The following is a 20,376-nucleotide window of genomic DNA, read 5'->3' as shown; positions in this document are numbered from 1 at the left end:
CGTTCCGTGCCTTGATAGAATTTTTCTATCGTCAAGGTGCGGCCGCATCGCAACTGTGGATGGCGGCGTCGATTTTGTTCCTCAAATGTTCTTGACGACATCCGGTAAGCCGCTACGCTGACGTTACGGAGGCACGGTTTCCGGCGAGCGGTGGGGGCGCGGCATGGTCCAGCGCGTGGCGACGGTGGCATTCGAAGGCGTCGAGGCACGGGCGGTCGACGTGCAGGTGCAGGTCAGCCCAGGCCTGCCGGCCTTCAATCTGGTCGGGCTGGCCGACAAGGCCGTCACCGAGGCGAAGGAGCGGGTGCGCGCGGCGCTCATCGCCTCCGGCCTCGCCCTGCCGGCCAAGCGCATCACCGTGAATCTCGCCCCGGCCGACCTGCCCAAGGAAGGCAGCCATTACGACCTTCCCATCGCGCTCGGGCTGATGGCGGCGATCGGCGCCTTCCCGCCCGAAGCGCTGGACGGCTTCACCGTGGTGGGCGAACTGGCGCTCGACGGGCGCATCGCCCCGGTGGCCGGCGTGCTGCCGGCGGCGATCGGCGCCAATGCCCGCGGCCACGGCCTCATCTGCCCGGCCGCCTGCGGGCCGGAGGCGGCCTGGGCGAGCCCGGACCTCGCGGTACTGGCGCCGCAATCGCTCATCCAGCTGGTCAATCATTTCGCGGGCCGGCAGAACCTTGCCCGTCCCGAACCCCGGCTCGATGGCGGGGCGGCGGCCTTGCCGGACCTCTCCGACGTGAAGGGCCAGGAGACCGGCAAGCGGGCGCTGGAAATCGCTGCCGCCGGGCGCCACAACCTCTTGCTCTGCGGACCGCCGGGCTCGGGCAAGTCGATGCTGGCGCAGCGCCTGCCCTCCATCCTGCCCTCGCTCGCCCCGGCCGAACTGCTCGAAGTCTCGATGATCGCCTCGGTGGCCGGCACGCTGCAGGGCGGCGCGCTGACCAACCGGCGCCCGTTCCGCGCGCCCCACCATTCGGCCAGCATGGCGGCGATGGTGGGCGGAGGCATGCGGGCGCGGCCCGGCGAGGTCTCGCTCGCCCATAATGGCGTGCTGTTTCTCGACGAACTGCCGGAATTCGCCCCGGCCGTGCTGGATTCGCTGCGCCAGCCGCTGGAGACCGGCGAGGCGGTGATCGCCCGCGCCAATCATCGCATCGCCTATCCCGCCCGCTTCCAGCTGGTGGCCGCCATGAACCCGTGCCGCTGTGGGCGGGCCGGCGAGCCCGGCCATACCTGCCGCCGTGGCCCGCGCTGCGCCGGCGACTATCAGGCGCGGCTGTCCGGCCCCTTCCTCGACCGCATCGACCTCAATCTCGACGTGCCGGCGGTCTCCGCCATCGACCTGGTGCGCCCCGGCCCGGCCGAGGCGAGCGCGGTGGTCGCCGCCCGCGTCGCGGAGGCACGGCACGCCCAGCGCGAGCGCTTCCTGGCGCTGGACCGGCCGGACCTGTTCACCAATGCCGAGGCGAGCGGGCCCATCCTGGAAGAGATCGCCGCGCCCGACGCGAACGGGGCGGCGCTGCTGGCCGACGCCGCGCGGCTGATGCGGCTGTCCGCGCGCGGCTATCACCGGGTGCTGCGGGTGGCGCGCACGCTGGCCGACCTCGCCGGTGCGGAAAGCGTGGGCCGCGCCCACCTCGCCGAAGCGTTGGCCTATCGCGCCAGCGCCGACCGCACCACCGCCGCGGCCTGAGAAAGCCGGGGCGCGACGCCGTCGAACACCTGCGAGGGTCGGCCGCGCCGGGTTTGGGGGCCGCATCCGGCATCCGGCACCCGGCATGCGCACGCCGCGACCGCATGGGCAGATCCTGGAAGCCGTACCACGCATGCGCACGCGCGCGTTCCAACGCGCGTTCCAAGGAGGCTGGCGCTCCAAAGGCCGGAATGTGGCCGCCCGGCGGGTGTTCGCCCGCGCAAAGCCCGGACCCCGAATGCGCGCTCAAAGAACCGGGACCCGATGGAAATCGGCGGGTTCTGCGCATCCCGCGGACGGACACCGCCCGCGGAACACGTCTTGGATGTCGACGGGATGACCATCCCCGATGCGCCAACGCGCGGATATGGCGGGCCCCGCTGCGCGGCCCCGATGTGATGTCGAGCCCGCACGCTTCCAGCCGTCAGGGTCGCGCAGCTGCCTATCCGGCCCCCGCGCCCACAACCCGAAGTCGGACGCGGAATACGGGTCGTGATGCGCGCCCCCATCGCGCGCGTTTGCGGTCATGCGATGCGCAAGTTCGGCCAGCATCCAGAGCGGGAGCGCTGCGCTATCCCGGGGATCGGTGCGAACCGCTTTGCGCGCGCGCGTCCCGCCCCGGCGGTGTCGACACCCCGCGCGGGCGGAGCCGTGCGTCCAGCCTGGGTGCGCCACAGGGCCGCCATCACCTGCCGCCTTAACCTGCCGCCTTAACCTGCCGCCTTAACCTGCCGCCGTCACCTGCCGCCGCGACGGGAACCGCGCGGAGCAAGACGGGCCGGGCGAGCGGGCAGGTTCGGGCCATCCGGCGCGGCGGGCGCCGATGTGCCCCGCAGCGGCTGCGCGGCGCGGCACCGATGCGGGTGCCGTTCGCAGCCGGGCGACGGTCCCGAGCCGCTCATGCAGCGCACACGGCATGGAGATCGCAGCGCGCACGCCCCGGGGACGCGCGAGCCAGCCGGCGGGCAAGCGCGAAAGAAACCGTCGTCGCGACCTGTCACATGCGCGTCCTACAGATGTGATTCCAATAAGATGGCGCTATAAGTGCAATTCGAGGCTGGGGACATTGCCATGACCGATGTGGTTGGCGACGCGAATGTCGAGGCGGGTCCACCCGGCGCTTCCCCGGCGCTGCGGGCGCTGTTCAAGCCCCCCTTTCTCTCCCCCGCGCTGCTGAAATCGCTCACGCCCGGCTATCGGCCGGCGGGCGCCCCGCTGCCCTTCATGCCGTCGGCTTTCGCGCCCTCCCGTTTCATGCCGGCGCTGCGCTCCTATTCCGGCCTGCGCCATCGCGAGAGCCGCGCCAATCCGGGCCCGGCGAGCCTGGGGCGCATCGGCGCGCTGGAGGTTCGGCTGGCCACCACTGCGGCCGACGTGCGGCGCGCCCAGCGGCTGCGCTACGAGGTGTTCTACGAGGAGATGTCGGCCATCCCGGCGGCGACGGTGCGCCTCGCCCGGAGGGATTTCGACGCGTTCGATGCGTTTTGCGATCATCTTCTGGTGCTCGACCACGATAATTGCCGCATGGTGCGCGGGCGCCGGGTGCCGAAAGTTGTCGGCACCTACCGGCTGCTGCGGCAGGAAATCGCCGCGCGCCATGGCGGGTTCTACACCGCCGGCGAGTTCGACATCGCCCCGCTGCTCGCCCGCCATCCGCACCGCCGCTTCCTGGAACTCGGCCGCTCCTGCGTGCTCGCGCCCTATCGCACCAAGCGCACGGTCGAACTGCTGTGGCACGGCATCTGGGCCTATGTGCGCCGCCACGGCATCGATGTGATGTTCGGCTGCGCCAGCCTGGAGGGCACCGATCCGCGGGCACTGGCCCGGCCGCTCGCCTTCCTGCACCATTTCGCCCCCACCGAGGCCGGGTGGCTGGCGGATGCGCTGCCGCGCCACGCCGCCACGATGGACCGGCTGCCGCGCGAGGGGCTGGACGCCAGGGCGGCACTGAACGAACTGCCCCCGCTCATCAAGGGCTATCTGCGGCTCGGCGCCATGATCGGCCGCACGGCGGTGGTCGATCACCAGTTCGGCACCACGGACGTGCTGATCGTGCTGCCCATCGAGCGCATCAACCCGCGCTATCTCGACCATTTCGGCGTCAACGCCGAGCGCCACGCCGCCTGAGGCGCGGCGTCCAGACGCTTCGCCGCGAGAGCCGGCCATCGCGTATCCGGGTTCACACCCGCGCGTGCGGTACACCGAGGGCCGCCGTCTTCCTGGATTTGCGCACGGTCTCGTGCCGGCTCGGCACGTCGCGATCGGCGACGCGGCCGACGACGCGGAACCCGTACCCATCTCAAGGCTCCTTGCATCCTCGCGCTGGACGGGCGTGGCGCCTCGACGCCAAATATCGGCGGCAGCGGAGCGACGACGGGATGCTCGATGGGCCGCCAGGCGGGGGCCTGGGTGCCGATGCGCGGCCCGCGCCGGCACGAATCCATCGCGCGCGGCATTTTCGCCAGCCCGCCCTCTTGCCGGGCTTGCGCACCTTGGCTGGCCCGCCCATATCTGTCGCAACGGGATGCCCTTGCGGGGTCCCACAACACAAAGTCGCTTCAGACAAGGACTTTGGGAGCATGTCGCGTATTCCCTCGCTGTCGAGCCCCTTCCTGCTCGGCTTTGATGAGGTCGAGCGGGCGCTCGATCGCGTCATCAAGGGCTCGGACGGCTATCCGCCCTATAATGTGGAGCGGGTGGCACAGCCGGGCCTGCCGGAGCGGCTCCGGATCACGCTGGCGGTCGCCGGGTTCACCCGCGACCAGCTGGAGGTGACTCTGGAGGAGAAGGAGCTCGTCATTCGCGGCCGCCAGGCCGACGAGCCCGAGCGGGTCTATCTTCACCGAGGCATCGCCGCCCGTCAGTTCCAGCGCACCTTCGTGCTGGCCGATGGCATGCGGGTTCTGGGTGCCGAGATGAAGAACGGACTTTTATCGGTTGACCTCGTCCGCCCGGAACCTGAACGTGTCGTCCGGCGTATCTCCATTGCGACGGACGAGTGAGGGCTTTCCCAAGCCGGTCTCGACAGCTCGAACAGGAGTCGGACCATGACCAATGATTTCCAGCTCAATGCGGCTTCGGCCAGCGAAGCCCTGGCCGGCGGCCTCTCGCCGGAAGCCTTCGCCAATCTCGGCGGCGGCCAGATCGCCTATGTGAAGCCGATCACCTCGGAGGAGGCCTCGTCCCTCTTTCCGCAGGCGCGGCTGGCGCCCGGGCTGCAGCTCTACACGCTGCACGCGGCCGACGGCACGCCGATGATGCTGACCGACAGCCGCGAGGCCGCCATCGCCAGCGCCGCGCAGAACGAATTGATGACCGTGAGCCTTCACTGAGCGCGCGCGGCGGCACCCTCCGCCACCGCCGCTGATTGGATAGAGCCCGTTCGGCGCCCAGGCGCCGGGCGGGTTTTTTCTTGACGCCAGCCGCGCATCATTCCGGATACGGAATGATGCGCGAGGCGGCATGTCCGCTCAGAAGCGGCGCTTGGCTTCGATCACGTCCCACACGCGGGCGGCGATGTCCGGCCCGCCGAGCCGACGCACGGCGCGGATGCCGGTGGGGGCGGTGACGTTGATCTCGGTGAGAAAGCCGCCGATCACGTCGATACCGGTCAGCAGCAGGCCCTTGGCGCGCAGCGAGGGGCCGAGCCGCTCGCAGATCTCGCGCTCGCGCGGGGTGAGGTCGGTTTCCTTCGCCGCGCCGCCGCGCACCATGTTGGAGCGCAGATCGCCCGCGCTCGGCACCCGGTTGACCGCGCCGGCGAACATGCCGTCCACCAGGATGATGCGCTTGTCGCCCTCGCTCACCGCCGGCAGGAAGCGCTGCACCACCCAGGGCTCGCGGAAGACGTTCGCGAACAGATCGTAGAGCGAGCCGAAATTGAGGTCGTCGCGGGTGATGCGGAACACCGACGCGCCGCCATGGCCATAGAGCGGCTTGACCACGATGTCGCCGTGCTCCTCACGGAACGCCTTGATCTCCTCGAGGTCGCGGGTGATCAGCGTCGGCGGCATCAGGTCCGGGAATTCGGTGACGAAGATCTTCTCCGGCGCGTTGCGCACCTCGGCCGGGTCGTTCACCACCAGCGTCTTCGGGTGCACGCGCTCCAGAAGATGGGTCGCGGTGATGTAGTTGAGATCGAAGGGCGGATCCTGCCGCATCAGGATCACGTCGAAACTGTCGAGCCGCACCCGTTCGCGCGCGCCCAACGTGTAGTGATCGCCCTTGATGTCGCGCACCTCGACCGGCTCGACGGTGGCGAAGACCTCGCCGTCGCGCATGGCGAGGCGATCGGTGGTGTAATAGGAGAGCCGGTGGCCGCGCGCCTGCGCTTCCAGCATCAGCGCAAAACCGGAATCCCCGGCAATGTTGATGCGATCCAACGGGTCCGTCTGGATGGCGACGTTGAGAGTCATGGCGATTCCGTCTCGGCAGAAGGCATGCGCGGGCTGTAAGTGCACGCACGAGGGGGCCGGCGGGAAAACCGGCATGTCGGCTCCTGATGTAATCCCTCCGCGCCCCGGACGCCATGGTGGCGCGGCACCCGCGCGAGCGCGTTTTCAGGCAGGGTGCGCGAGGGAAGATGCGTCAGGCCAGCGCGCCGGCAGGGGCGGTGAATGGCCCTCCGCCGGCCGGCGCTATTCGGCCTCGAAGGCGCCGGGCAGATGCACGGGCTTTGCACCGGGCGCCACCAGCACCACGTCGAGCCGCAGATCCAGCCCGGCGAGGTCCGGCTGGCCGGCGAGGTAGACTTCCGCCGCCCCGGCAATGCGCCGGCGCTGGCGTGGCAACAGCGATTCGGCGGCGCGCGCCAGCGAGGCGCGGGCCTTCACCTCCACGAAGACGACCAGATCGTCGCGCCGCGCCACCAGGTCGATCTCGCCGCGCGGGGTGCGCACGCGCCGCGCCAGAATGACGAAGCCCTGTCGCTCCAGCAGCGCGGCCGCCACCGCCTCGGCATCGACACCGCGGGAGAAAGCGGCGCGCTTCGCCTCGGTCATGGCACGCCTTCCGGCCAGTGTCGCGCGGGCGCGAGAATCATGGCGTGTCGTCGCCCCCGTCCTGCAGCGCCAGGGCGCGGGCATAGACCGCGCGCTTGGGCAGGCCCGTCGCGGTCGCCACCGCCGCCGCCGCGTCCTTCACCGAGAGCGAGGCGAGCGCCCGGCGCAGCGCGGCGTCAAGGTCCTCCGCGCGCGCTTCCTCGGCAAGCGGCGGGCCGACCACCAGCACGATCTCGCCCTTGGGAGAGCCGGCCTCGGCATAATGGGCGGCCAGCGCATCGAGCGGACCGCGCCGCACCTCCTCGAAGGCCTTGGTCAGTTCACGGCACACCGCCGCCGGGCGCGGGCCGAGGCCGGCGGCGAGATCGGCGAGGCTCTCCGGCAGGCGCGGGCCGCTCTCATACAGCACCAAGGTCGCCGGCAGGCCCTTCAACTCAGTGATGCGGGTGCGCCGCGCGCCGCTCTTGGGCGGCAGAAAACCCTCGAAGAAGAAGCGGTCCGTGGGCAGCCCGGCCGCGACCAGCGCCGCGAGGCTCGCCGAGGCGCCGGGCACCGGAATGACGCGGTAGCCCCCGGCAATCGCCGCCTCCACCAGCTTGTAGCCGGGATCGGAGACCAGCGGCGTGCCGGCATCCGACACCAGCGCCACCACGCCGCCCTCCAGCAGCCGGCCGATCAGTCGCGGCCGCATGTGCTCGGCATTGTGGTCGTGATAGGCCACCAGCGGCGTTTCGATCCCGTAACGATCCAGCAGGCGCCGCGTCACCCGGGTGTCCTCGCAGGCGATCATGTCGGCGCCGGCCAGCGTCTGCAGCGCCCGCAGCGTCACATCGCCCAGATTGCCGATCGGTGTCGCGACAATGTGAAGGCCCGGCTCGGGGCGCGCCGCCGGCACGACCGAACCGGCGAGGGTGAACTGGCGGGGACGCGGTGCGTCTGAAGGCGTATGGCTCATGCCTTCCTCATAGCAGATCGGCCGCGAAACCGGCTGCGTGAGCGCGCGAAATCGCTCACGGCACGGGCCGTTCCGTGGATATGTCGCCCCGCGCCGGAGGGAGCGGCGTGACAGGACGCGTCGACGCGTCCTAAAGATAGGTTAACGCGCGCCACGAGCGGCGGAAATTCAGGCCCCGAGCCCGGCACGCATGGACGACAGCTTCATTTCCGCCCGCCGCCGGCGCCGCGTCGCCTTGCAGACCAGCCGTCGCGCCTTCCTCCTCATGGCCGGGAGTGCCACCCTGGCCGCCTGCGGCTCGACGCGCGAGGCCGCGCCGCCGCAGGCACAGCTTCCGCCCGCCGAGCCGGTGGCGCCGCAGCAGCCGGCCAATGTGATCGGCGGCGGCGCGGTGCGCGTCGCGCTGATCCTGCCGCTCGGTGCCAGCGGAAATGCCGCGCTGGCCGCGCAATCCCTGCGCAATGCCGCCGAGATGGCGATGGCCGAGTTCACCGGCGCCAATATCCAGATCCTCGTCAGGGATGACGGCGGCAGCGGGCCGGGCGCGCAGGCCGCCGCGCAGCAGGCGATGGACGAAGGCGCCCGCGCCATCATCGGCCCGGTCTTCGCCCACACGGTCGCCGCCGCCGGGCTGGTGGCCCGCCCGCGCGGCGTGCCGGTGGTCGGCTTCTCCACCGATACCAATGTGGCGACGCAGGGCGTCTATCTGCTCAGCTTCCTGCCGCAGACCGATGTCGAGCGCGCCGTGCGCTACGCCGCCTCGATCGGCCGGCGCGGCTTTGTCGGCCTCGTGCCGGACAATGCCTATGGCTCGGTGGTCGAGGCCGCCTTCCGTGAGACCGTGCCGGCGACCGGCGGGCGCATCCTCGGGCTGGAGCGCTACGGCACCGGCGGGGCGGCCCAGTTCGCGGAGGCCGCGCGGCGCCTCGCTCCCTCCGCCACGCAGGCCGATGCGTTGTTCCTGCCGGACGCCGCCGATGCCGTGCCGCAGGCGCTGCAGGCCTTGCAGGCGGCCGGCGTCCAGCTCGCGGGCAAGCAGCTGATCGGCACCGGCCTGTGGGACGACCGCCGGCTGTTCGCCGCCCCCTCGGTGGCGGGCGGCCTGTTCGCCGCGCCGGACCCGGCGGGCTTCCGCGCCTTCGCCGAGCGCTACCGCGCCCGCTACAGCCGCGAGCCGGTGCGCACCGCCACGCTCTCCTATGATGCGGTGACGCTGATGGCGGCGCTGGTGGCCGCCCATGGCGAGAGCGGCATCAGCGATGCGGCGATCCAGAATCCGTCCGGCTTCACCGGCATTGACGGCATTTTCCGCTTCCGCGCCGACGGCACCAACCAGCGCGGCCTCGCGGTGATGCAGATCGGCAATGGCGCGGCGCAGATCGTCAGCCCCGCCCCGCGCAGCTTCGCGCAGGCGACGTAAACGCCGGGTGGTGTGACGCGCACAGGCCGAACCCAATAGCGGGCTCGGCCGCTACGCCGCCAGATCCGCCACGATGGCGTCGAGCACGGGGAATCCGCGCGGGGTGACACGCAGGCGCCGGCCGGGCATTTCCTCGATCATGCCTTCCTCGAGAAGGGCGATGAGACGGGCGGGGTCGAAATCGCGGCCGGACAGCCGCGCGAAGCGGTCGCGGTCGATACCCTCCGCCAGCCGCAGCCCCATCAGCAGGAATTCGTCCGCCTGCTCGGAGCGCGCCAGCCTCTCATCCGCGATGACGCCGTGGCCCTCGCGCTCCACCCGCGCCAGCCAGGCCTCCGGCCCGCGCTCGGTGGAGGTGGCGAAGCGGTCCTCGTCGACCACCAGCCGGCCATGCGCGCCGGGGCCGAGCCCGGCATATTCGCCATAGCGCCAGTACAGCTGGTTGTGCCGGCTCTCCGCGCCCGGGCGGGCGTGGTTGGAAATCTCGTAGGCCGGCAGGCCGGCCTTTTGCGTGGTCTCCTGCGTCACGTCCCACAGCGCGCGGGCCCGCTCGCCATCGGGCACGATCAGCTTGCCGGCGGCATGGAGCGCGGCGAAGGGCGTGCCCTCCTCGATGGTGAGCTGGTAGAGCGAGAGATGCTCGCAGCCCTCGCCGATGGCGCGGTTGAGTTCCGCGCCCCACGCTTCCGGCGTCTGGCCGGGGCGGGCATAGATGAGATCGAACGACACCCGCTCGAAGGCCGCGCGCGCCACCGCCACAGCGGCCAGCGCCTCCTCGGCGCTGTGCATGCGGCCGAGCGCCTTGAGCGCGGCATCGTCGAGCGCCTGCACGCCCAGCGAGACGCGGTTGACGCCGGCGGCGCGATAGCCGCGAAAGCGCCCGGCCTCGACACTGGTGGGGTTGGCCTCCAGCGTCACCTCGGCGCGGGCATCGAGCGGCCAGGCGGCATCGATCGCCTCCAGAATGGCACCGACCGTACCGGGCTCCATCAGCGAGGGCGTGCCGCCGCCGAAGAACACGCTCTGCGTCCGCCGCTGGCCGATGCGCGCGCGCGTATGGGCGATTTCCGTGCGGAACGCCGCGAGGAAGCGTGCCTGATCGGGCGGGGAATGGCGGACATGCGAGTTGAAGTCGCAATAAGGGCACTTGGCCTTGCAGAAAGGCCAATGCACATAGACGCCGAAGCCGGGATCGGCCGGCGGCGGGGTCTGCCGCTGGCGGGGATCAGCCAAGGCGGTCTTCAAGCGGGGCAGCGTCCCCGTCATCGAAGGTCGCCCCGAGAGACGCCTGCGCCAGGGCCATGAAGGCACGGGCCCGGTGCGACAGGCCGCGCCCGAGCGGGGGCAGGCCGTGCTTTTCGTCGCCCGTCATCTCGCCGAACGTGCGCTCATGACCATCCGGCTGGAACATCGGGTCGTAGCCGAAGCCGGAGGGACCGCGCGGCGGCCAGACCAGCGTGCCCTCGACGATGCCTTCGAAATCCTCGACATGGCCATCCGGCCAGGCAAGGCAGAGGGCGGAAATGAAGAAGCCCCGGCGATCCTCGGGCTCATCGGCGCCCGCCTCGCGCAGCTCTTCCTCGACCCGCGACATGGCCTTGTAGAAATCCTTCTCCGGCCCGGCCCAGCGGGCGGTGTAGAGACCCGGCGCGCCGCCCAGCGCCTCGACGCAGAGTCCCGAATCATCCGCGAAGGCCGGCAGGCCGGTGGCATTGGCGGCCGAAATCGCCTTGATGCGGGCATTCTCGCCGAAGGTGAGCCCGGTCTCCTCGGGCTCGGGCAGGTCCAGTTCGCCCGCCGAGACGGCCTCGACGCCATAGGGCGCGAGCAGCCCGCGCATTTCCTCGAGCTTGCCGGGATTATGCGTGGCAATGACGATCCGGCCGGTCAGGCGGCGGTGCTGTTCCATCGGCGCAGATCCCCTCAGGCCACGGCGAGCTTCTGCAGGTCGACAAGCTTGCCCACGCCCTTGCGGGCCAGGCCGAGCATGGTGCTGAACTCGGCTTCCGTGAAGGGGATCTTCTCGGCGGTGCCCTGCACCTCGACGAAACCGCCGGTGCCGGTCATCACGAAGTTCACGTCGGTCTGCGCATCGGAATCCTCGACATAGTCGAGGTCGAGCCGCGCTTCGCCGTCGACGATGCCGCAGGAGACGGCGGCGACATGATCGCGCAGCGGGATGGTGGAGATCATGCCGCGCGACTTCATCCAGCTCAGGCAATCATGCAGCGCCACCCAGGCGCCGGTGATCGAGGCGGTGCGGGTGCCGCCATCGGCCTGGATCACGTCGCAATCGACGGTGATCTGGCGCTCGCCGAGCTTTTCGAGATCGACGATGGCGCGCAGCGAGCGGCCGATCAGGCGCTGGATCTCCTGGGTGCGGCCGGACTGCTTGCCGGCCGCGGCCTCGCGGCGCGTGCGGTCATGGGTGGCGCGCGGCAGCATGCCGTATTCCGCCGTCACCCAGCCACGCCCCTGCCCCTTCAGCCAGGGCGGCAGGCGCTCTTCCAGCGTGGCGGCGACGAGCACATGGGTCTCGCCGAATTTGACGAGGCACGAGCCTTCGGCATGGCGCAACACGCCGCGCTCGAAGCTGACGGCACGCATCTCGTCGTGCGAGCGGCGGGAAGGGCGCATGGCTGAATTCTCCTGAACTGTCGGCGCCCTTGTAAGGGTGGCGCGCCGGGTGCGCAACGCCGCGCCGTCCACCACGGGAAGCGATCGTGCCCCCCAAGCTTGAACCGGCGCCGCGATTGCCGAACTATGTGGTGTGCCACCAACAGGACCGGCATCGCAAAAGAGACAGGCGTGATCATGGCCTTCGACCCTCTCATGTCCGCCACACCGTCGCTCGCCCGGCTCGACGAGCGCTCGCGCGAGATCTTCCGCCAGATCGTCGAGACCTATCTGGCGACCGGCGAGCCGGCCGGCTCGCGCAACATTTCCCGCCTCATTCCCATGACGCTGTCGCCCGCCTCCGTGCGCAACGTGATGGCGGACCTGGAAGCGGCCGGCCTCATCTTCGCGCCGCATACCAGCGCCGGGCGCCTGCCGACCGAACTGGGGCTGCGCTTCTTCGTCGATGCGCTGCTGGAAATCGGCGATGTCTCGGAGGACGAGCGCAACTCGATCGAGACGCAGGTGCGCGCCGCCGCCAAGGCGCAGACCGTGGAAGGCGTGCTGGCCGAGGCGACCAACCTCCTGTCCGGCCTCACCCGCGGGGCGGGCGTCGTCACCACGACGAAGAGCGACACGCGGCTGAAACATATCGAGTTCGTCGCGCTCGATCCGACGCGGGCGCTGCTGATCCTGGTGTCCGAGGACGGGGAGGTGGAGAATAGGCTGGTACCGCTGCCCACCGGCCTGCCTGCCTCGGCGCTGGTCGAGGCGACCAACTTCCTCAATGCCCGCACGCGCGGGCGCACCCTGGCCGAGCTTCGCCATGAGGTGGAGCGCTCGCTCACCGCACGGCGCGCCGAGCTGGACGAGGTCACCGCCCGCGTGGTCGAGACCGGCCTCGCCAGCTGGTCCGGCGGCGACAAGGCCGAGCGCCGGCTCATCGTGCGCGGGCAGACACGGCTGCTGCACGATCTCAGGGCCATCGAGGACCTGGAGCGCATCCGCCTCCTGTTCGACGACCTCGAATCCAAGCAGGAAGTGGTCGACCTGCTGGGCCGCGCCGAGGATGCGCAGGGCCTGCGCATCTTCATCGGCTCGGAGAACAAGCTGTTCTCGCTCTCGGGCTCCTCCACCATCGTCGCGCCCTATCGCGACGGGCAGGGAAGGGTGGTCGGCGTGCTCGGGGTGATCGGTCCGACACGGCTGAACTATGCCCGCATCGTGCCCATGGTGGATTTCACCGCCCGGGTGGTGAGCCGTGTTCTGGCCGGCCCGGGGATTGACGCGGCTTGATTTTTCGCGCCCGCAACCCGATATGGCGGGCGTCCGCGTGGCGTTGTCGCGCGGGTAGTCCATTCCCGACGAGGTACCTATGAGCGAAGACACCCGCAACCCGGCGGAACAGCCCGACGCTTCGGCCAGCGTTTCCCCCGAGGCGAGCGCGCCGGCGCCGGAGGACATCGCCGCCCAGTTCGCCGCCGAAAAGGAACGGCTGGAGGCCGAGATCGCGAGCCTGAAGGACAAGTTCCTGCGCGCCTTCGCCGAGGCCGACAATGTGCGCCGCCGCGCCGAGCGTGAGGTCGCCGACGCCAAGGTCTACGGCATTACCGGCTTCGCGCGCGACGTGCTCACCGTCGCCGACGATTTCGAGCGGGCCCTCGCCGCCATCGACGCCGATGCGCGCGCCAAGGCCGAGGGCACGCTGAAGACGCTGCTCGACGGCATAGACCTCACCAGCCGCGCCCTGACCCAGACGCTGACCAAGCACGGTGTGGCGAAGATCGAGCCGGAAGGCGCCAAGTTCGACCCGAACCTGCATCAGGCGATGTTCGAGGTGCCGAATACCGAGATCCCGTCCGGCACGGTGGTGCAGGTGGTGCAGCCCGGCTACACGATCGGCGGCCGCGTGCTGCGCCCTGCCCTGGTCGGCGTGTCCAAGGGCGGTCCGAAGGCCGCGCCGGTCGAGACCCCCGCCGCGCAGGACTGAATTCGACGAGCGCCACCCCGCGGCGGCGCTCGTCGCCCTACCATGGCCCTTACCGCAGTTCGATGCCGTCGCGCAGGCCGCGCATGGCGTCGAAATTGGCGTCGAAACTGTCTGCCGGAGCGACGCCGACCATGCGCAGGTAATTGCCCCGGCTGAAGCGAATCCACTGCGCGACCTTGAGCGGCTTGCCGCTCTGCACTTCCTCCGCCGAGGCGATCACCTCGATGCCCGGTTGCCCCCCGATGCGCAGCGGGCCGCCGCGCTCGATGCGCAGGTTCTTCACGCCCGGCACGGTGGCGATGGCGCGCTTGGCGAGGCTGTCGCGCTCCTCCTCGCGCACATCCCCGCGCGCGACGGAGGCGATGAAATAGGGGTGTTCGACCACCGCGTCCGGCCCGGTTCCCTCACCCTTGACCAGCAGCACGGCCGAGGCGCCCAGCACCTTCAGCACGTGATAGCCCTCCATGTTGGCGATGGAGAAGGGCAGGCGCGCCAGCATCTCGTCCTGCGTCGGCGGCGCCCGGAACGTGAGACTGCGCAACGCCGCCTCGATCATCGCGTCGGAATAGCCCGCGGTGGCCGCTTCGGGGAACTGCACCGTCACCATGGCGGCGGTGGTGTCATTGCGGGCGACCAGGATCCATTTCTTCAGCGCCACCGCGCCGACGCTCTGGTAGCCCGAGAACAGCATGCCCTTGCTGCCATTGGCGAGATCGAAATCGCGCTTGTTCTCGATGGTGATGTTCTTGCCCTGCAGGGCCTCCGGGCGGAAGCTGGCGATGACGTCGTCATAGGCCGCCGCCGGCACTTCCAGGATCAGGATCGCCGCCTGAGCGCCGCGATTTTCGAAACCGCTGACGCCGGGAATCTCCACCATGCCCGGCGGCGGTTCGAGGCCGACCGAGCCCTGATTGGGAAAGACCGCCTGTGCGGCGGCCGGCAGGGCGCCGAGCAGCAGGAGCGGCAGGCAGGCCAGCAGCGCGGCAAGAACGGCGGCGATGGGGGCGCGTATCGGGCGGCGCATTCCTTATCCTTCAGATGGTGCGGGCGGAACCGGCAGGCCGGTGCCCCGCAGCGTCGGGCAAGAGGCGTGTGCAAGAGGCGGGTGCAATAGGCATGGCCACGAATGGTGGTCACGGGGCGTGGTCGAGCTTCCTTGTTTACGCGCAAGAAGGCGGAATTTCGCCATGATCCGCCGGATGGACACGACGTAACGTCAGATTGATGCGTCCGGGCTGGCGCAGCAGGGTCGAGCTTTCCGGCAGGATGCGATCGATGCCGTGAAAGGCCAGCCGGCTCGGCCCCGCCAGCAGCAGCGCGTCGCCCGAGGCGAGGCGGATCGAGCGGGTGGGATCCGTGCGCGCCGTCCCGCCAATGCGGAAAAGCGCCGTGTCGCCCAGCGAGAGCGACAGCACGGGCGCCGCGAATTCCGCCTCGTCGCGGTCCTGATGCAGTCCCATGCGGGCGCCCGGCGCGTACCAGTTGATGAGGCAGGCCTGCGGCGCCAGCGGTGTCGCCGCCAACGCCGCCCAGGCACGCACCAGCAGGTCGGGGAATGGCGGCCAGGGGGCTCCGGTCTCGGGATGGGCGGGCTGGTAGCGATAGCCGGCCACGTCCGACACCCAGCCGAGCGGCCCGCAATTGGACATGCGCACCGAGAAAGGCTTGCCGGTGCGCGGCATGAGCGGGGTGAAGAGCGGCGCGCGCGCCAGCACCTCGCGCACCTCCTGCGCGAGCGTCTCCTGCCCGGCCCGGTCGAGCCAGCCCGGCCACCACAGGCAGCCCGGGGCGATCTCGACCGGGGCAGCGCTCATTTCACGGCTTCCTTGTCACAGCTTCCGGAGCGCCACCGCCTCGACCTCATGGTCGCCGCCCTTGCGCAGGATCAGGTCGGCGCGCTGGCGGGTCGGCAGGATGTTCTCGCGCAGGTTCGCGAGGTTGATGGTGTGCCAGATCGAACGCGCGGTGGCGTCGGCCTCGGAGTCGGAGAGGGTGGAGTAGCGATGGAAATAGGCGGCCGGGTCACGGAAGGCGGTCTGTCGCAGCCGCATGAAGCGCTCGACATACCAGCGCTCCAGGATCGCCTCGTCGGCGTCGATATAGATTCGGAAGTCGAAGAAATCGGAGACGAAGGGAATGCCCTTGCCGTCCTTCGGGGGACGCGAGGTCTGCAGCACGTTCAGCCCCTCGACGATGAGGATGTCCGGCTGGTCGACCTCGACCGATTCGTTCGGCATCACGTCATAGTTGAAATGGCTGTAGATCGGCGCGCGCACCGGCCGGCGGCCGGCCTTGATGTCGGACAGGAAGTGCAGCAGCGCCGGCAGGTCGTAGCTCTCCGGGAAGCCCTTGCGGCCCATCAGCCCTTCCTGCTCCAGCACGGCATTGGGCAAGAGGAAGCCGTCGGTCGTCACCAGCGCCACCTTGGGCGTGTTCGGCCAGCGCCCGAGCAGCGCCTGCAGCACGCGCGACGTCGTGGACTTGCCGACCGCCACCGACCCGGCGACGCCGATAATATAGGGCATCTTGCCGCCTTCCTCCGGGCCGAGGAAGCGCTGCATGGCGCGGAACAGCTTCTGCGTGGCGCCGACATACATGGACAGAAGGCGCGAGAGCGGGAGATAGATCTCCTCGATCTGGGACAGCGACAGCCGGTCGTTCAGCCCCTGCAGGCGGGCGATCTCGTCCGGCTGCAGGGGTTGGGGCGTGTCGGCGCGCAGCGTCGCCCATTCGGCGCGCGTGAAATTGCGGTAGGGCGAGAGCCCGCGTTCGTCGAGCTTCATTTCCATCGGCGCGTTTCCCGGTCCCGTCGCCCGGACGTTGAGATCGCAGGGCGTTGGTTCGACCGATACCACATCGGCCCGGGCCGTCACACGGCCGTCACGCGGCCGGAAGGCGGGAAAGGGCCGTGCCCGCTCGTCAGCCCGGGCGGGACGCCTTCTCCTCCAGGCCGGACTGGCGCGTGCGACGGGCCAGCTCGGCATAGACGTCTTCCAGCGGCACGCCGCGCGCCTGCAACAGCACGACCAGATGGTAGAGAAGATCGGCGGTTTCGGAAATGACGGCTTTGGTATCAGCGCCGACCGCGGCGAGCGCGGTCTCCACCGCCTCCTCGCCGAGCTTCTGCGCGCATTTGGCGACGCCCTTGGCCAGAAGCGTGCGCGTATAGGAGGCCTCGCCCTCTCCCGTCGCCCGCCGCGCGACGATGGCGGCGAGTTGTTCCAGAGTCACGCGTTCACTCAGATCCACCTTATCCGCCTCGCTCAAAACGTGTCGCCGCCGCCGCTGCGGACCGGCAGCCCGGCCGCGGCGAGCCGCTCCTTGGCTTCACCGATGGTGAAGGTGCCGAAATGGAAGATCGACGCCGCCAGCACTGCGGAGGCGCCGCCGTCGCGGATGCCGTCGACCAGGTGATCGAGCGTGCCCACACCGCCCGAGGCGATGACCGGCACCGACACGGCGTCAGAGATGGCGCGGGTAAGCTCCAGGTCGAAGCCCTCGCCGGTGCCGTCGCGGTCCATCGAGGTGAGCAGGATCTCGCCGGCGCCGAGCGCGACGACCTCGCGGGCGTAGTCGACCGCGTCGAGGCCGGTGCGGTTGCGCCCGCCATGGGTGAAGATCTCCCAGCGCGGCGGCTCGCCGGGCGCGGACACCTTCTTGGCGTCGATGGCGACGACGATGCACTGCTCGCCGAACTTGTCCGCCGCCTCGCGCACGAAGGCGCGCCGGTTCACCGCCGCGGTGTTGATCGACACCTTGTCGGCGCCGGCATTGAGCAGCGCGCGGATATCCTCCACCGTGCGCACGCCCCCGCCCACGGTGAGCGGCATGAAACACTGTTCGGCGGTGCGGCTCACCACGTCGATCAGCGTGCTGCGCGCCTCGACGCTGGCGGTGATATCGAGGAAGCACAATTCGTCGGCGCCCGCGGCGTCATAGGCCTTGGCGGCCTCCACCGGATCGCCGGCATCGCGCAGGTCGACGAATTTCACGCCCTTGACGACGCGGCCGTCCTTGACGTCAAGGCAGGGAATGACGCGGACCTTGAGCCTGGAATCCCCGCTGGCCTTTGCCCCGCTCATGCCGGCAACCCCGCCACCAGCGCCAGCGCCGCATGCGGATCCAGCCTTCCGTCATAGAGCGCCCGCCCGGTGATGGCGCCTTCCAGCTTTTTCGCGCGCGGCTCCAGCAGCGCCTTCACATCCTCGATCGAGGCAAGGCCGCCGGAGGCGATGACGGGAAGCGAGATGGCATCGGCCAGCGCGATGGTGGCCTCCAGATTCAGCCCCTTCAGCAGGCCGTCGCGGGCGATGTCGGTATAGATGATGGCGGCGACGCCGGCATCCTCGAAGCGCCGCGCCAGTTCCAGCGCGGTAAGCTCGGAGGTCTCCGCCCAGCCTTCCACCGCCACGCGCCCGTCCTTGGCGTCGAGCCCCACCGCGACGCGGCCGGGATAGAGCCGGGCGGCTTGCCGGACGAAGGCGGGATCGCGCACCGCCGCCGTGCCGAGGATGACGCGGGTTATGCCCTTGGCCAGCCACGCCTCGACACCCGCGAGATCGCGAATGCCGCCCCCGAGCTGCACCGGCATGGCGACGGTCTCGAGGATGCGTTCGACCGCGCCGGCATTCACCGGCTTGCCGGCGAAGGCGCCGTCGAGATCGACGATGTGCAGATAGCGGAAGCCCTGGGCCTCGAAGGCGGCCGCCTGCTGCGCGGGATCGTGGTTGAAGATGGTGGCCCGTGCCATGTCGCCCTGTTGCAGGCGCACGCACTTGCCTTCCTTGAGATCGATGGCGGGAAAGAGGATCACGGCGTCCACGCGAGGAAATTGGCGAGAAGGGCGAGGCCGAGGCGCTGGCTCTTCTCCGGATGGAACTGGGTTCCGGCAATGTTGTCGCGGCCGACCACCGCCGTGACCTTGCCGCCATAGTCGCTGGTGGCAATCACGTCGTCGGGGCGCGCCGCGTCGAGGTGATAGGAATGAACGAAATAGGCGTCGAGGCCGGCCGGCCCGGTGGGGATGCCGGCGAGGATCGGGTGCGGGCGCACCACATCCAGCGCGTTCCAGCCCATATGCGGGATCTTCAGCGCGGGATCGGTGGGGGCAAGCTTGACCACATCGCCCTCGATCCACCCGAGGCCTTGCGTTTCGCCATGCTCAAGCCCGCGCGTCGCCATCAGCTGAAGGCCCACGCAGATGCCCAGAAACGGCGCCCCCCGGCCGAGCACCGCCTCGGTGAGCGCCTCCACCATGCCCGGCACGGCGTCCAGCCCGCGACGGCAGTCGGCATAGGCACCGACCCCCGGCAGCACGATGCGATCGGCGCGGAGCACCACTTCCGGGTCGGCCGTCACCAGCACGGTGCGGTTGCCGGCGCTCTCGCGGGCGGCGCGCTCCAGTGCCTTGCCGGCGGAATGAAGATTGCCCGAGCCATAATCGATCAGGGCGACGGGTGCGGGCGGCATCATCGGCCAGCCTCCGGAAACAGGCCGAGCACCGGGCCCGCCGTGGGGCGCGGAACCGGCGTGACAGCAAGAGGGGAGCCCGGGCTGCGGGCGAGCGGGCGCAGGCCCGCCCCGCCGAGCCGGGCCTCGAAATAGCGCTGCTCGGCCGCTTCCAGCGTCGGCGCCGCCACAGCCCCGGCCTCCTCGAAGCCGCGCCATGCCAGGCTCGAGCGGCGCAGCGACGGCAGCGCGATGGCGACCGCGATATTGACCATGAGCGCCAGCAGCGGCACGCCGCGCTCGAGCTCCAGCTGGCTCGCCGCGAAACCGATCAGCCCCTGCAGCAGCACGTAGCCGATCAGGGCGAGCCACAGTCGATGGACGAGAAGCACCAGCGGCGCGAGGACAATCGCGGTCCACGACAATTTCTCCGGCACGAGGACGACGCCGTCCGCCCAATCGAGCGTGTTCGCCGTCTCATCCGCGCCGTCCGGCTCGAAAACCGTCCACACCGTCATGTTCAGCCTCCGAAATCAGCCGCGCCTCAGCCCCCGAGGCTGCCCTTGGTGGAGGGAATCTCGCCCGCGCTCGCCGGATCGATCGCCACCGCCGCCCGGAGCGCGCGGGCGAGGCCCTTGAAGCAGCTCTCGGCGATGTGGTGGGCGTTCAGCCCGTACAGCGTCTCCACATGCAGGGTCAGGCCGGCATGGATGGCGAAGGCCTGAAAGAACTCGCGCACCAGCTCGGTATCGAATTCGCCGATCTTGGCCGCCGGGAATTCCGTGCGGAAGACGAGGAAGGGCCGGCCGGAAATGTCGAGCGCGACGCGGGTCAGCGTCTCGTCCATCGGCAGATGGAGGCTCGCATAGCGGGTGATGCCGCGCATGTCGCCCAGCGCCTGGCGCAGCGCCTGACCGAGCGCGATGCCGACATCCTCCACCGTGTGATGGAAATCGATATGCAGGTCGCCAGTCGCCTGGATGTCCATGTCGATGCGCGAATGGCGGGCGAGCAGGTCCAGCATATGATCGAAGAAGCCGACCCCGGTCGCGATCGTCGCCTTTCCCGTGCCATCGAGATCGATGGCGAGGCGGATCTGCGTTTCCTTGGTGGCGCGGGTAATGCTGGCCGTACGCATGGGCGGATCGAGCTCCCGGAAGAGCCGGCGTCTTAGCAGCTAAGTTCCTGGGATGCCATATGCGCCCGCTCGGCCGCCATGCACGCGGCGGACATGCCGGCCGGCCCGGCGAG

22 protein-coding genes are annotated in these 20,376 nt (G+C 70.1%); 7 read left to right on the top strand and 15 right to left on the bottom strand.

What is annotated here, in order from left to right:
• The first annotated feature begins 163 nt into the window (after positions 1-163).
• From FHS55_RS05965 to FHS55_RS05950, 4 genes are all read left to right on the top strand, one after another.
• Positions 164-1,696, top strand: coding sequence for a YifB family Mg chelatase-like AAA ATPase (locus tag FHS55_RS05965; RefSeq protein ID WP_183188796.1), 1,533 nt, complete (start codon positions 164-166; stop codon positions 1,694-1,696).
• A gap of 1,071 nt (positions 1,697-2,767) precedes the next feature.
• The gene (gene olsB, locus FHS55_RS05960; protein ID WP_246339897.1) at positions 2,768-3,823 is read left to right on the top strand and encodes a l-ornithine N(alpha)-acyltransferase; all 1,056 of its coding nucleotides are present in this window, start codon (positions 2,768-2,770) and stop codon (positions 3,821-3,823) included.
• A gap of 452 nt (positions 3,824-4,275) precedes the next feature.
• Complete coding sequence (locus FHS55_RS05955) at positions 4,276-4,698, top strand: Hsp20 family protein (protein ID WP_183188795.1); 423 nt, start codon at positions 4,276-4,278, stop codon at positions 4,696-4,698.
• Positions 4,699-4,743: 45 nt separating this feature from the next.
• On the top strand, positions 4,744-5,028 hold the full coding sequence (locus FHS55_RS05950; protein WP_183188794.1) for a BQ00720 family protein: 285 nt from the start codon (positions 4,744-4,746) through the stop codon (positions 5,026-5,028).
• A 138-nt stretch (positions 5,029-5,166) separates the two neighbouring features.
• Here the strand turns inward: FHS55_RS05950 and gshB are convergent, their stop codons facing one another.
• The 3 genes from gshB to rsmI form a co-directional block, all read right to left on the bottom strand.
• Positions 5,167-6,111: a glutathione synthase gene (gene gshB / locus FHS55_RS05945; RefSeq protein ID WP_183188793.1), complete on the bottom strand. Its 945-nt coding sequence runs from the start codon at positions 6,109-6,111 to the stop codon at positions 5,167-5,169.
• 222 nt (positions 6,112-6,333) lie between these two features.
• Positions 6,334-6,696: a YraN family protein gene (locus FHS55_RS05940; protein ID WP_183188792.1), complete on the bottom strand. Its 363-nt coding sequence runs from the start codon at positions 6,694-6,696 to the stop codon at positions 6,334-6,336.
• A gap of 37 nt (positions 6,697-6,733) precedes the next feature.
• Positions 6,734-7,651: a 16S rRNA (cytidine(1402)-2'-O)-methyltransferase gene (gene rsmI / locus FHS55_RS05935; RefSeq protein ID WP_183188791.1), complete on the bottom strand. Its 918-nt coding sequence runs from the start codon at positions 7,649-7,651 to the stop codon at positions 6,734-6,736.
• Between the two features lie 190 nt (positions 7,652-7,841).
• Between rsmI and FHS55_RS05930 the strand changes: the two genes are divergently transcribed.
• Entirely contained in the window at positions 7,842-9,071 is a 1,230-nt protein-coding gene (locus tag FHS55_RS05930; protein ID WP_183188790.1) for a penicillin-binding protein activator, read from the top strand.
• Between the two features lie 51 nt (positions 9,072-9,122).
• On the opposite strand, the gene hemW is transcribed toward FHS55_RS05930, so the two are convergent.
• From hemW to rph, 3 genes are read right to left on the bottom strand one after another with little or no spacing between them, the layout of a single operon-like run.
• Entirely contained in the window at positions 9,123-10,304 is a 1,182-nt protein-coding gene (hemW, locus tag FHS55_RS05925; protein WP_246339895.1) for a radical SAM family heme chaperone HemW, read from the bottom strand.
• Complete coding sequence (gene rdgB, locus FHS55_RS05920; RefSeq protein WP_183188788.1) at positions 10,297-10,980, bottom strand: RdgB/HAM1 family non-canonical purine NTP pyrophosphatase; 684 nt, start codon at positions 10,978-10,980, stop codon at positions 10,297-10,299. The genes hemW and rdgB overlap by 8 nt, the downstream gene beginning before the upstream one ends.
• A 14-nt stretch (positions 10,981-10,994) precedes the next feature.
• Entirely contained in the window at positions 10,995-11,708 is a 714-nt protein-coding gene (gene rph / locus FHS55_RS05915; protein WP_183188787.1) for a ribonuclease PH, read from the bottom strand.
• A gap of 177 nt (positions 11,709-11,885) precedes the next feature.
• Between rph and hrcA the strand changes: the two genes are divergently transcribed.
• Together hrcA and grpE are read left to right on the top strand one after the other, a co-directional pair.
• Positions 11,886-12,983 (top strand): heat-inducible transcriptional repressor HrcA, encoded by a 1,098-nt coding sequence (gene hrcA / locus FHS55_RS05910; protein ID WP_183188786.1) that lies wholly within the window; start codon positions 11,886-11,888, stop codon positions 12,981-12,983.
• Positions 12,984-13,062: 79 nt separating this feature from the next.
• The gene (gene grpE / locus FHS55_RS05905) at positions 13,063-13,677 is read left to right on the top strand and encodes a nucleotide exchange factor GrpE (protein WP_183188785.1); all 615 of its coding nucleotides are present in this window, start codon (positions 13,063-13,065) and stop codon (positions 13,675-13,677) included.
• A gap of 49 nt (positions 13,678-13,726) precedes the next feature.
• Here grpE and FHS55_RS05900 read toward each other — a convergent pair whose 3' ends face one another.
• The 9 genes from FHS55_RS05900 to hisB all read right to left on the bottom strand — a co-directional run bounded on the left by FHS55_RS05900 (position 13,727) and on the right by hisB (position 20,263).
• A complete protein-coding gene (locus FHS55_RS05900) occupies positions 13,727-14,701 on the bottom strand; it encodes a hypothetical protein (RefSeq protein WP_246339893.1) in 975 nt (324 codons plus the stop codon).
• A 136-nt stretch (positions 14,702-14,837) separates the two neighbouring features.
• Positions 14,838-15,491 (bottom strand): alpha-ketoglutarate-dependent dioxygenase AlkB, encoded by a 654-nt coding sequence (locus tag FHS55_RS05895; RefSeq protein WP_183188784.1) that lies wholly within the window; start codon positions 15,489-15,491, stop codon positions 14,838-14,840.
• Between the two features lie 15 nt (positions 15,492-15,506).
• Positions 15,507-16,466 (bottom strand): type I pantothenate kinase, encoded by a 960-nt coding sequence (gene coaA, locus FHS55_RS05890; RefSeq protein ID WP_183188783.1) that lies wholly within the window; start codon positions 16,464-16,466, stop codon positions 15,507-15,509.
• 130 nt (positions 16,467-16,596) lie between these two features.
• Positions 16,597-16,908, bottom strand: coding sequence for a phosphoribosyl-ATP diphosphatase (locus FHS55_RS05885; RefSeq protein WP_425485787.1), 312 nt, complete (start codon positions 16,906-16,908; stop codon positions 16,597-16,599).
• Between the two features lie 32 nt (positions 16,909-16,940).
• Positions 16,941-17,759 (bottom strand): imidazole glycerol phosphate synthase subunit HisF, encoded by an 819-nt coding sequence (gene hisF / locus FHS55_RS05880; protein ID WP_183188782.1) that lies wholly within the window; start codon positions 17,757-17,759, stop codon positions 16,941-16,943.
• Complete coding sequence (hisA, locus tag FHS55_RS05875) at positions 17,756-18,490, bottom strand: 1-(5-phosphoribosyl)-5-[(5-phosphoribosylamino)methylideneamino]imidazole-4-carboxamide isomerase (protein ID WP_183188781.1); 735 nt, start codon at positions 18,488-18,490, stop codon at positions 17,756-17,758. The genes hisF and hisA overlap by 4 nt, the downstream gene beginning before the upstream one ends.
• Positions 18,487-19,146: an imidazole glycerol phosphate synthase subunit HisH gene (hisH, locus tag FHS55_RS05870; protein WP_425485797.1), complete on the bottom strand. Its 660-nt coding sequence runs from the start codon at positions 19,144-19,146 to the stop codon at positions 18,487-18,489. Before hisH ends, hisA begins: the two co-directional genes overlap by 4 nt.
• Positions 19,146-19,643: a DUF2628 domain-containing protein gene (locus FHS55_RS05865; protein WP_183188779.1), complete on the bottom strand. Its 498-nt coding sequence runs from the start codon at positions 19,641-19,643 to the stop codon at positions 19,146-19,148. Before FHS55_RS05865 ends, hisH begins: the two co-directional genes overlap by 1 nt.
• 26 nt (positions 19,644-19,669) lie before the next feature.
• Positions 19,670-20,263: an imidazoleglycerol-phosphate dehydratase HisB gene (gene hisB / locus FHS55_RS05860; protein WP_183188778.1), complete on the bottom strand. Its 594-nt coding sequence runs from the start codon at positions 20,261-20,263 to the stop codon at positions 19,670-19,672.
• Positions 20,264-20,376 lie beyond the last annotated feature (113 nt).

It is taken from the genome of Ancylobacter tetraedralis, assembly GCF_014195655.1.
Taxonomy (GTDB): domain Bacteria; phylum Pseudomonadota; class Alphaproteobacteria; order Rhizobiales; family Xanthobacteraceae; genus Ancylobacter; species Ancylobacter tetraedralis.
Note: the sequence above shows the minus strand (reverse complement) of the source record. Positions and strands in the feature narration are given on the sequence as shown.